Genomic DNA, 11,810 nt, shown 5'->3' on the forward strand with positions numbered 1-11,810 from the left:
AACGCCGACGCGGCATATTATGTGTTATCCGGAGCTCCGGATAATACATATTCGCGCGGGGTGATGTCGACCTGGACGTCGTTCCAGTCCTCGGTCGGAATCTCGGCGAGCCGACGTTCCATCAGGGCTTCCCCGGTCGAGACGATCTGGATGACGGCGGCATGGCCGGCTTCGAGATCGGCGTCGATGGCGCGGATCAGCGACGGCGTCTTCATCGCCGTGATGAGGTGGTTGAAGAAGCGCTGCTTGGCGCTCTCGAAGGCGGACCGTGCGGCGGACTTGGCTTGCCGGTTCAGAGTGCCTTCGCTGCCGGTGACGTTGGTCGCCTGCATGGCGGCGTCGAGATTGTTGTGAATGATCGCGAAGGCGCCGGCATAGGCGTCGTAGATGCGCCGCTGCTCGTCGGTGAGCTGGTGCTCGACCAACTCGTATTCGACCCCTTCATAGGATAGAGAACGAGCCTGGTAGAGGCCGAGCGCCTTCAGGTCGCGGGCCAGCACCTCCATGGCGGCGACCCCGCCATCCTCGATCGCCTCGACGAATTCGGCACGGGTGGCGAAGGGGAAATCCTCGCCGCCCCAGAGACCGAGCCGCTGGGCATAGGCGAGATTGTGGACCGTGGTGGCGCCGGTCGCCGAGACATAGACGACACGCGCATCGGGGAGCGCGTGCTGCAGGCGCAGCCCGGCGCGGCCCTGCTGCGAGGCGGCCTGGTCGCCGCGTTCGCCCTTCGATCCGGCGGCGTTCTGCATGGCGTGGCTTTCGTCGAAAATGATCACTCCATCGAAATCTTCCCCCAACCAATCGACGATCTGCCGGACCCGCGAAACCTTGGATCCGCGCTCGTCGGAGCGCAGCGTGGCATAGGTGGTGAATAGGATGCCCTGCGGCAGACGGATGGGCGTGCCCTGGCGAAACCGCGACAGCGGTGTGACCAGTAACCGCTCTTGTCCGAGCGCCGACCAGTCGCGCTGTGCGTCCTCGAGTAGCTTGTCGGATTTGGATACCCAGACGGCGCGGCGGCGACCTTTGAGCCAGTTGTCGAGCAGGATGCCGCCGACCTGGCGGCCCTTGCCCGCGCCGGTGCCGTCGCCGAGGAACCAGCCACGCCGAAAGCGGACAGCGTCGTCGGCATCCTCCGCCGCGGCGGTGACGACATCGCAGGTCTCATCGACGATCCAGGCGCCGGCGAGATGCTGGGCATGGGCTTCGCCGGCATAGATCACGCTTTCGAGCTGGGCGTCGGAGAGAGTGCCATCGGCTACGAGTTCCGCTGGCAGATGCGGGCGATAGTCCGGTTTCGGCGGCGCGACAGAGGCCATGGCGGCGGACTGGACGAGCCTGGTCGGATGCGCCTGAGAGCCGGGAATACGGATCGACTGAAGCGCGTATTCCTCATAGATCGCATCGGTGAGATGCCCGCCTTGCGGCGGGGTCCAATCGACTGTCTCGTAGGAGAGTTCTTCGCCGGTCGGGGCGGCAATGGAAGATGCAGTGCTGATGCCACCGTTATGGCGCGGTACGGCTGAGGTCGAACGCGACGGGGTGACCTGCTGTCCGGAGATCGTCGGCAAGGAGACCGGTGCGCGGGGCGGCATGTCCGCCTCGATCCAGCCAAGCAGCGTCGCGACATCAGGCGCGACGCCCAGCGATGCCGGAAAGGCGGTGGGATCGTCGGCCGCGATCTTGTCGATCACCGTCAGCCGTGTGTCGATGGTGGTGCCATGGCGCGCATAGACCGCACCGTCGATCGCAGCCGTGAAGACGACGCGCCCATGCTCCTGCAGGCGCATGAATGCGTCCCGCCATCTCGGGGTCTCGGGTGCGAAACTGGCGCCGGTGATGGCAACGAGGCGTCCACCGGGCGCCAGGCGCGCCAGCGCCGAGGCAACATGACGATAGGCGGCATCTGCCATGCGTCCGGAGACATTTGCCATCACCGAGAATGGCGGGTTCATCAGCACGACGGTGGGAACAGCATTGGCGTCCAGATAGTCGTCGATCTGGGCTGCATCGAAACGTGTGACCGAAAGAGCCGGAAAGAGGGACGAGAGAAACGCGCCGCGCGTCTCGGCCAGTTCGTTGAGATGAAGCTTGCCCCCAGCGATCTCGGCAAGAATGGCGAGCAGTCCGGTGCCGGCGGAGGGTTCCAGCACGATGTCGTCCACGGTGATCGCAGCGGCGGTCGCCGCGGCGAAGCCCAGGGGGATCGGCGTCGAGAATTGCTGGAAGGCTTCGCTCTCTTCTGAGCGGCGGGTGTGCGAGGGCTGAAGGCCTGCGATCCTGGTGAGCAATGGCAACGCGGCCGCCGGAGATCCGGCTTTGCGCAGAAGCGCCTTTCCGTATTTGCGTAAGAACAGGACGGCGGCGCCTTCGCAGACGTCATAGGCGGTCTTCCAGTCCCAGGCGCCATCGGTATCGGAGCCGCCGAAGGCGGCGTCCATCGCGATGCGGAGCGCGGGCGCGTCGATGCGATGCGCTTGTTCGAGAAGCGGAAGGAGTTGACGGGCGGCGCGGGCAAGCGCCGCCGCGGGAATGATCTCTGTCATGGGGGAGAACCTCGGGAGAGCAGGAACGGGGCAAGCCGGGCAGCGCTCTCTCTGGACCGCACCGGCTCATACCCGTCCCGGCAACCCTCTCCCTCTCATGGCTCGGGCGGCCGATAGGCCTCGTAGGGATTACCGTCGGCGAGATGGCCAAAGGGCGTGAAGAGGAACTCGCCGGCATCCCGGCCCACCGCGCAAATCACATAGCGCACCGCTCCGGTCTCGGCGTCGGCGCATTCGAGCAGGGCGAGATTGCCGTCGGCGGCGGCCCGCAGCAGCGTCTGGAAATTGGCGCGGGCATGGTCGGGAATGCTCATGACTGGCCTCCCGCAAGCGTGTCGGCGAGCCATTCGCCGGTATAGGTCCACGCCACGGTCTCGCCGGTGGCAAGGTCGAGGACATGGGCGCCGCCACCGAACGCATCGATACGGGGCCGCGAACAGGTATTGGCGTACTGAAAGCCCCACCGGCCGGTCAGTGCGAACGCTGCGGCGCATCGTTTGACGAATTGGATAGCGTGTTCCGGATCGCCGGTGCCATCATCGCGTATCCAGAGGCAGGTGCCGCCATGTTCGGGCACGATCGAGAGATCGAAGCCTTCCGATGGCGGGTCTTCCGCTGCGTTTTCGTCGGCCAGGTGGTTGTAGAGATCGAGCGCGCGCGCCGCGTTCTCGGGTGTTCTGACGTCGAGGACGCAGGAGAAGTGGGTGAAGTAGTCGGCCATGACAGGCTCCTGAAACGAATAGGCCCGGTGCGATGACCGGGCCGTGATGAGACTGATGGTGGGAGATGCGGGGCGGCCCGGGGCCGTCCCGCGGGAGCGGCTATTCGGCAGCGACAGTCTGCGGCTCGTCGACCGGTTCTTCCTCGTCGTCCTCATCGGAGAGGAAGGCCGGTAGGGCTTCGGCGTCGTCCCCCTCGGCATCCGAGGTGGTGCCGTCGTCGAGGGCGGGCAGACGTAGCGGTTCGGGCAACCAGCCGCAGTCGGCCAGCAGGCGTTCGGCCTCTTTGGCCATGTCCGGCTTCTTCAGGTGGTCGATGAGCTGCGCGGTTTCTTCGCCCTTGGCTTCGCGCACCGCTTCGAGAATGCGGGGCTTGGTGACCCGGCCGAAATAGTTGTCGACTGTCGGCCGCCATCCGGTTTCCACCATGTCGAGCCCGACGGCGCGGGCGAGCCGGTCTGCCTCGTGGATGCGCTGCTGAACGCCACCCGCGGTTGGCCCCGCGCCATAGGGATTGGCCTTCTCGTAGAGCGCGTTGACGCCGAAAGATACGCAATGGGCGAGAAGCGCCATGCGGCTCGCTTCGTCGAGACCGTCGATCTTGGCCCAGAGCGCTTCGTCATCATCGAGAGGCAGGTCAGCCTTCCAGGCCTCGTGCCGATCGTCGACGGTCTTGGCGGCAGCGCTGTCTTTCAGGTCATCGCCCTGCACCGGGAAATAGACCTGCCGAACCGATGCCTCCAGGCATCCCGGTGACGAGACGTGCTGGAAGGCGTCGCGCACCAGCTTGTGGATCAGCGCGGTCATGGCGACGGACGGGTTGTTCGCCAGCGCATCGCGCAGCGCCAGGGACCGATGCGCCGTCAATTCGATCACCAGCCGTTCGGGCAGCGGCTTGATCGCATCGTCCTCCTCGTCCTGCGGCTCGGGTTCGCCGCCGACGGAAATGACGGTGCGCTGCACGGCGCCGGGCTCGGTCGTCCCATCGCCATCGCTTCCCGCGTCATCGCCGCCTTCGGACACTTCATCCTCGGGGCGGACATAGCCACGCTCGACGGAGAGCTGGCCATCGTGGCGGATGCTGACGAATGAACCGGCGCGGCCGATCTCGGCAGGATCGTATTGCTTCGGCCGATCCTCGAACGCGTCGAGCGCCACCTCGATCTCGCCGAGACGTTCATCCACCTCGTCGGGCAACTCATCGGCCTCGGCATATTCGGCCTCCAGACGGTCGAACTCCTCACGCAGGGCTTCGCGTGTGGCCCGTTCCTCGTCGGTGAGATCGACCGACGTGCCGGTGAGCGCCCGCAAGCCGTTGGTGTGGCCATAGGGGAAATCGGCCGCGACCGAGAGCCATTTCCAGCCCTCCTCAGCGATGGCCTCCGCCTCGGCGGTGAGCTTCTCGCCGACCAGCCGTTCGAGCAGGGTGACATCCTCGATCCAGCCCCCGTCATCGTCCTGGAAGAGATCGCGCAGGACGGTGCCGCCGGCCTCCTCATAGGCTTCGATAGTGACGAAGCGCACGCGCCGATCCGAGGCCCGAACGGTATTCTCGGTCAGCATGCGACGGATCTGATAGGGTTCCTTCGACCAGCTATGCTCGATGGCCTCCCAGACCTGTTCCTGTCGAGCATGGTCGGCGGAAACCGTGAACGCCATGAGCTGATCGAGCGTCATGGCGTCCTCCGCATAAAGGTCGAGGAGCTTTTCCGACACCGAAGCGAGCTTGAGGCGCTGCTTGACGGTATTGACCGAAACGAAGAAGCGCGCGGCGATGTCTTCCTCGCTCATGCCCTGGTCCCGGAATGTCTGGAAGGCGCGGAACTGGTCGAGAGGATGTAGGGCAGCGCGCTGGACGTTTTCGGCGAGCGAATCTTCTTCGGCCGAGATGTCGCTGTCCACCTCGCGCACGTTGCAGGGAACCGGCGCGGTGCGGGCCAACCGCTTTTTCTTGGCGAGAAGTTCGAGCGCCCGGAAGCGGCGGCCGCCGGCCGGAACCTCGAACATGCCAGTCTCCTCGCCGTCGCCATCCACGACCGGACGGACGTTGAGGTTCTGCAGGAGGCCGCGGCGGGCGATGTCCTCGGCCAGGTCCTCGATCGAGACGCCGGCCCTGATCCTCCGGACATTGGACTGGGAGAGGACGAGCTTGTTGAAGGGGATGTCGCGCGACGACGACAGGGTGATCTTCTTGGCTGCTGTGGCCATGGTGAGTTACTCCGCGACGGGCGCCGAGAGCCTCTCTCTCGGCTTGAAACCCGTCACGGAAACAGGGCGCAGCCCTCTCACTCTCCTTCTTGCCAATGCCGGAACCGCCGAGTTTTCCGATGACTCTGGCCGGGATACAGTTGCGTGTCCGTTTCTTGCAGTGGGTTATCGGCGCGACCAACCGATCCTCGCCTAGCTCGGCGCGCGAACTGGCCCACCATCATTGGTCAAACCAGTGTTCAACAGGGTGATCAGTCGGTCCAAGAGAAGCTTCGGTATTCAGTGCGGCCTATCAAGAAACCGCAACGCCGTAGAGGCGAAGGGAGTCGCGGCATCGAAAATGGCAGAGTGGTCGCTGCCCGGAATAATCCATAACTCGGAATTCGGTATCGAACGATACAGGTTGAGCGGAATTTCAACCGGGAAGAAGTTGTCGCGATCGCCGTGCACGACGAGCGTGCGCGCCGTGATGGTCGACAAGCTCTCTTTCGTGAAATTCATATCATCATCGTTTTCTGCCAGCGCGTTGAATTGAGAGAGGAGTTGGCGAATCTGTTCGTCGCCGCGCTTGGCGCACTCGCGATACATTTCCTGAACGTCACGAGGCAGTGAGCCGATCGAAGCGCGGCGCATTATGGCCCTGGCCTGGTCCGGAAAATGGGTGGTCGTGCTGATAAGCACCATCGAGTCGATGCGCTCAGGCTTGGTTGTCGCCATGTGCAGGAGCGTCATTCCGCCAGAACTGATGCCCATGGCCGAAAAGGATTCAATTCCAAGTTCGTCGAGCAGGAGGAACACGTCCTCGGCCGCGTCCCGATGTGTGAACCTGTTATCTGGATTGGTGGAGTAACCATGGCCGCGCAGATCGACGAGGATCAAGCGATAGCGCTCGGAGAGTTGGTCGATGAAGGGATGCCAATTCTGGCTGCATCCGCCGAACCCGTGCAATAGAACAAGCGGTTGCCCGGTTCCGTATTCCTCGTAGTGGATCTCGAGTTGGTTGAGTTGGATGGTCTGCCCGGGGCCGGTCGTTCGCTTGGGAGCATATGTTGTCATTGTTGTTGGCTTTACATTGGTCGAACAAGCGGGTGCGCGGCGATGGTGTAGTTGCCATTGAATCATATCGTGAGCGCCTCGGGAATCCCATTGATTGATTTCGCATCTTCTGGCGTGAAGGCCAGAAGCCAGTCGGCGGCCTTGCCCGCCTGGCTGGCGGCGCGGACGATGGCGCGATTGTCCTCGCGCAGCACCTCAAGCCAGGAGCCGATATAGTCGGCGTGCCGGACGGTCGGCGCGATGCCGAGCGAGGCGCAGCAGAAGGCGGCGTTGATCTCCGCAATGAGCTCTTCGAAGGCGTATTTCTTGGTGCCGAAGGAGCCCGAGAAATCCCGCCCCAGACGCGAGGGATGGCCTGTCGCGTGGCCCAGCTCGTGCAGCGCGGTGCGATGCCAATTGATGGGTTCGAAATAGGCTTGCGGCGGAGGCACTTGCACGTAGTCATGGGCCGGCACGTAGAAGGCCCGGTTGCCCCCGATGCGAAAGTCGATGCCGGTGGCGGCGATCAGTGCCTCGACACGTGGTTCGATCAGACCTGTCGGCACCGGCGGTGCGGCGGTCGCGACATCCTCGGGCAGGTTCTCGCACTGATCGGTGTTGAAGAGGGTGAAGCGCTTGAGGAACGGGATCGCCTGGGCATCCTCGCCGGTCTCACGCGCACAGCGCTTTTCGTCCTCCGGCACGAAGCGATCGGCGTAGACGACTGTGGTGCCGCGTTCACCCTTGCGGACATTGCCGCCCATCGATAGCGCCTGGCGGAAGGTCAGCCAGCTCTGGCCGGAAAAGCCGCGCTCAATGACGGCGCCCCAGAGGAGCAGAATGTTGATGCCCGAATACTGACGATCGGTGGAGGCGTTCTTCGGAAGGCCAAGGGGCGCCTTCGCCGCCGCCGTTCCCCAAGGCTGGACCCAAGGCACCCGGCCGGCCTCCAGTTCGGCAATGATCTTGTCGGTGATTTCGGAATAGAGATTGGTCCGGTCGCGACGGGCGCAGGATTTGCGGTTCTTACTGGACATCGCGGTTCTCCGCGACGGGCGCCGGTGGCCTCTCCTCCGGTCCTCATCCCGTCACGGCAAACCGGTCCGCACTCTCACTCTGAAAAGGGGGCGTTGCGGGGGATTCCCCCGCTCGAAGGGGTCGGCCGAGACTACAGGCTCGGCTGCAGGGGGTGGCTTTCCCCTCTTGAACTACTATTAATACTATATTTACTTCACAAATGAAGCGATATGGGGTAACGTCAGCCTATGTAGCTTACGATTGGAGCGACCCATGGGAGATCTACGCACGATCGAGATTGACTTCGATGTTCACAAGAAAATTGAAGCGGAACGGAAGAGCTTTTCAGAATCGCCGAACGATGTGCTCCGCCGTTTGCTCAAGCTTGGCGGTGCGGCGGAGTCCGACGCGATCAATGAAGCCAGGCGATCTTGGTCTGGTAAGGGGGTAACGCTGCCACATGGTAGTGAAGTTCGCATGGAATACAACGGCCGCCGATATGAGGGCGCAATTACTGATGGAGAATGGCTGGTCGAGGGCCAACGGTTTAAAAGCCCATCTGCCGCTGCAGGAGGCGTAGCTGTTACGAAAGATGGGAAGCACACACGACTGGATGGGTGGAACTATTGGTCGGTCAAGCGCCCCGGCGACGGCGATTGGGTTGCCATTCGCGCGTTGCGACGTTGAATCCTAGAAAAATTGCACTTGGGGGACGAGGTATGAGTGACGCGCGGGAGACAGAAGAACATATCCGTCCGGTCGCAGAAGAGAGTCTTGAGACTTTCGATAAGGTAGCGAAGGCTGCGGAAGCAGCCCTTCAAAGCGGCGTTTCTGGCAGCAGCCCGACGTCGATTGTCAGGAACACCTTTACCGAACAGGAAACCATCCGAACACACAGCCGGATCACACAAGAGAACCTCGAAGGAAACCAGATTCTCTCCCGTGAACCTGCGATCGCGCGCGTCGTCGTAGCCGACGAGAATGGTCAGAAGATGACCTATTACTTCTCTCGCGCGGCTGCGGCACCCCTTCCTGACAAGCGGCTTAAGTTTGCCAGTTATCGTTCCCGGGTTGGGCGGCTCGCGGAGCTGAGCATCGGCGATGAGTACGAATTGCCCCGCGACGGCGAGACGATTGACGTGGAGATCGTCGAACATGCCCGGTTCCAACCATTCCGGGCGAACCAGATATGGGACGCGCGCAATGCCATTTTAGAAGGCGACGACTATGGGCCGCTGACCGTCGAGTCTTTGCGGGCGCTCCTCGAAACGGTCGAAGAGATTGACGAGACCGCCCTTGAGGAACTGCTGAAAGAAGAAAGTAGCGAGGCCAACGTCCGAGAGGGCGTGCGGCGCGCGGTGATTTCCAGAATGGACCTTCGCGACCAGCCTATTCTGGATCGCTACCAGGGCGAAATCTTCCGAATGCCGCTTGGGAGTCGTCTTCTGATCCTCGGTGCACCGGGGACCGGAAAGACGACCACACTCATTCGCCGTCTCGGTCAGAAGTTGGATTTGGCCTTTCTCGACGACGCCGAACGTCAAGCGATACGCAACGTCTCTGAGGCAGATCACGCGCAAAGCTGGATAATGTTCACACCGACGGAGTTGCTTAGGCTGTATGTGAAAGAGGCATTCAATCGGGAAGGTATCCCCGCACCGGATGACCGTATCCGCACCTGGGCGGAGTTTCGAGAGGAACTGGCTCGTGGCGGCTTCCGGATATTGCGCTCGGCCGCAAGTAGCAGCTCGCTCGTGATGAAGGAGACGGCGCGGACACTCTCTCCTGAAGTGGAGGCGGAGCAGATCGCTTGGTTCTCAGACTTCGACCAGTGGCAGCAGGCCACATTCTGGGAAGAAATGCGCGTCGCGGCCAAAAGCCTGAGCGAAAACCCGTCACCGGAGGTTGCGAAGCTCGGCCGGCGGGTCTTGGCCATCATCGAAGGCGCAGGGCCAACGCCCCAGCCGGGAACGTTCGCGTCCCTCATGGACCTAGCGGCCGAGATTGGAACGCGGGTCAGCGCCATGAAGGAAACGACGGACGGGAAGATCCGGCGGGGTCTAAATCTTCAGGTAAATCGAGACAAGGCATTCCTCGACGACATGGCGGTGTTCATTTCGGCGCTGGACGACGTGCCGGATGATGACTCCGATCAAGAGGTCGATGACGAAGAAGAAACGAACCAGCCCCGCGTAGGTCGAGCAGCGGCCGTTGCGGCGTACATGCGTGCCGTTCGCGCCTTGGCACGCTCGCGTGCCCGCAAGAGAAGCGCAACCAAAACGGGGCAGACGGGTCGCCTTCTCAGTTGGCTCGGCGACAGGACGCTGCAGGAAGAGGAATTACCAGAGGTAGGGGAAAGCTTGGTTGTGCAATCCGCGCTGCGGACGTTCGTCAATCCCGTGCGTCGATACATCGACGGAACGCCGGCGCGCTATCGCCGTTTCAGACGTACCCGACAGAGCGAAAAGCGATGGTATCGCGCCGACGGTTTCAGCGCGACGGATGTCCACCCTCTCGAAGTCGATGTCATGCTCCTTGCCATGCTGCGCGGGACCGACGAACTGATAACCGGCGCACGCGCGTTGACCAACATGGAGACGCCTGCGCGTGGGACGCTGGAAAGAATATCGCAGCTTTACCGAACGCAGGTTCTTGTCGATGAGGCAACTGATTTTTCGCCACTCCAACTGGCCTGTATGGCAACCATGGCGAGGCCGACAACCCGCTCCTTTTTTGCTTGCGGAGACTTCAATCAGCGTGTGACCAATTGGGGAACACGCACCCGCGACGAAATGAAGTGGGTACTTCCAGATATTGCAACGCGGACGATTACGGTCGCTTACAGACAAAGCCGGCAGCTTCATAACCTGGCGCGACAGCTTGTAGTTCTCTCAGGAGGAAGTGAGGACGATGCCATTCTGCCGGATTTCGCCGAAAACGAAGGTGTCCCGCCCGTGTTGGCAAAAGACATGGGTAGCTTGGACGACGCCGCAACATGGTTGGCGGATCGGATCGTGGAGATCGAGGGATTTGTCGGTGATCTGCCATCAATCGCCGTGCTGGTAAACGACGAGAACGAAGTTAGTCCCGTGGCAGCAGCGCTCAGCGACGCGCTTGCTGAACACAATATCAGCGTCGAAGCTTGCTTGGACGGTAGGGTGCGCGGCCGCGATGGCGCCGTCCGCGTTTTCAATGTTCAGCATATCAAGGGACTGGAGTTTGAAGCAGTCTTCTTCGTTGGGATAGATCGGCTCGCCGAAAGGCACCCAGACCTTTTCGACAAGTATCTGTACGTTGGCGCCACCCGCGCGGCCACCTACCTTGGGCTGACCTGTGAGGAAAGCCTTCCCCCGATCCTGAGCCCCTTGGAGGAGTTGTTCGGACCGAATTGGCTGTAAAAAATGCAAAACGTTGCTTCCTCCCGAGGGGCCAAGGGGCCACACTCTTCCTCTCAAGTGGCGCGTTGCAGGGGAATCTTGCCGCACGAAGGGGCGCTGACGCAGCTTGGGTTCTTGTGGCGACCGCAGCCTACAGGTCACCCCAGCGAACACGCGAGAATTGACCCCTAATGGGAACCGCGCTTTTCGACCAAGGCACTCGCCGACTTCAAAAGGTGCCGGATTTCTGAAGCCGACGCATGATGCTCCCTTAGCAATCTCAATAACTTCATGACCTCCGGGTGCCCATGGAGAAATTCGGTCATCTCTGGGTCTGTGGAGGATGACAAGCGAAAGAGCACATCGGGATCGGCGGCCAAGACACTTGCCAATGCCTTGATCACCTCCGCACTTGGCGGCCTCTCCTTGCCACGTTCGATGCGGCTCAAATAGGCCGGCGAAATTCCGACTTTCACCGCCGTTTCCCGAAGTCCCAGGTCCTGGGCAATGCGCAGCTCTCGGAGAGTCTCGCCGAAGTTCCTCATGATCATGAAATCTATCAAATTGTTTAGTGTTATGCAACACATAAATCGTCTGGTGTAAAATGCCAAAGTTTGGTAAAAACGGGCATAATCTGTTCGATCATTCTTGCCGCGCGTTTGTGAGCAAAGGGGGGCTGCTGTGTCGAGCGAAGAGATCCTGAAACTGCGCCAAGTCGCTACCCTCTTAAAGGTAGGGGAAAAGACGGTCTACTCCATGGTCCAAGCAGGAGAGCTTCCTGGCTTCAAGGTTCGAGGGCAGTGGAGGTTTTCTCGCGCAGATCTTGATGAGTGGATCGAGCAGCAAAAACGTACAACTCACGAACAATGTGACGAGGATAAACGATGATGTTCGCCTGCATTACA

The 11,810-nt window shown here is 61.6% G+C and carries 10 protein-coding genes; 3 read left to right on the top strand and 7 right to left on the bottom strand.

Translation table 11 applies throughout. The features are described from left to right. Positions 1-17 precede the first annotated feature (17 nt). From B4E36_RS23990 to B4E36_RS24015, 6 genes are all read right to left on the bottom strand, one after another. Entirely contained in the window at positions 18-2,549 is a 2,532-nt protein-coding gene (locus B4E36_RS23990; protein WP_414673826.1) for a strawberry notch-like NTP hydrolase domain-containing protein, read from the bottom strand. 95 nt (positions 2,550-2,644) lie between these two features. Next, positions 2,645-2,863 (bottom strand): DUF6117 family protein, encoded by a 219-nt coding sequence (locus B4E36_RS23995; protein WP_022698295.1) that lies wholly within the window; start codon positions 2,861-2,863, stop codon positions 2,645-2,647. Next, positions 2,860-3,270 (bottom strand): hypothetical protein, encoded by a 411-nt coding sequence (locus tag B4E36_RS24000; RefSeq protein WP_292057535.1) that lies wholly within the window; start codon positions 3,268-3,270, stop codon positions 2,860-2,862. Before B4E36_RS24000 ends, B4E36_RS23995 begins: the two co-directional genes overlap by 4 nt. Positions 3,271-3,370: 100 nt before the next feature. After that, positions 3,371-5,476: a ParB/RepB/Spo0J family partition protein gene (locus B4E36_RS24005; RefSeq protein WP_292057536.1), complete on the bottom strand. Its 2,106-nt coding sequence runs from the start codon at positions 5,474-5,476 to the stop codon at positions 3,371-3,373. A gap of 279 nt (positions 5,477-5,755) precedes the next feature. Continuing rightward, on the bottom strand, positions 5,756-6,532 hold the full coding sequence (locus B4E36_RS24010; RefSeq protein WP_345900918.1) for an alpha/beta hydrolase: 777 nt from the start codon (positions 6,530-6,532) through the stop codon (positions 5,756-5,758). Between the two features lie 62 nt (positions 6,533-6,594). After that, the gene (locus B4E36_RS24015; protein WP_292057539.1) at positions 6,595-7,548 is read right to left on the bottom strand and encodes an ArdC family protein; all 954 of its coding nucleotides are present in this window, start codon (positions 7,546-7,548) and stop codon (positions 6,595-6,597) included. 253 nt (positions 7,549-7,801) lie between these two features. Here B4E36_RS24015 and B4E36_RS24020 point away from each other — a divergent pair, with 253 nt between their 5' ends. Both B4E36_RS24020 and B4E36_RS24025 read left to right on the top strand, forming a co-directional pair. Continuing rightward, positions 7,802-8,215 carry a hypothetical protein gene (locus B4E36_RS24020; protein WP_292057542.1) on the top strand — a complete coding sequence of 138 codons (414 nt, stop codon included), beginning with the start codon at positions 7,802-7,804 and terminating at the stop codon, positions 8,213-8,215. Positions 8,216-8,247: 32 nt separating this feature from the next. After that, a complete protein-coding gene (locus tag B4E36_RS24025; RefSeq protein WP_292057544.1) occupies positions 8,248-10,926 on the top strand; it encodes an ATP-binding domain-containing protein in 2,679 nt (892 codons plus the stop codon). Positions 10,927-11,093: 167 nt separating this feature from the next. Here B4E36_RS24025 and B4E36_RS24030 read toward each other — a convergent pair whose 3' ends face one another. Further along, positions 11,094-11,456 carry a helix-turn-helix domain-containing protein gene (locus B4E36_RS24030; protein WP_292057546.1) on the bottom strand — a complete coding sequence of 121 codons (363 nt, stop codon included), beginning with the start codon at positions 11,454-11,456 and terminating at the stop codon, positions 11,094-11,096. A 130-nt stretch (positions 11,457-11,586) separates the two neighbouring features. On the opposite strand from B4E36_RS24030, the gene mads1 reads away from it, so the two are divergent. Continuing rightward, positions 11,587-11,793 (top strand): methylation-associated defense system helix-turn-helix domain-containing protein MAD1, encoded by a 207-nt coding sequence (gene mads1 / locus B4E36_RS24035; protein WP_292057549.1) that lies wholly within the window; start codon positions 11,587-11,589, stop codon positions 11,791-11,793. The last annotated feature ends 17 nt before the right edge of the window (positions 11,794-11,810 follow it).

The organism is Martelella sp. UBA3392, from assembly GCF_002358775.1.
Lineage (GTDB): Bacteria > Pseudomonadota > Alphaproteobacteria > Rhizobiales > Rhizobiaceae > Martelella > Martelella mediterranea.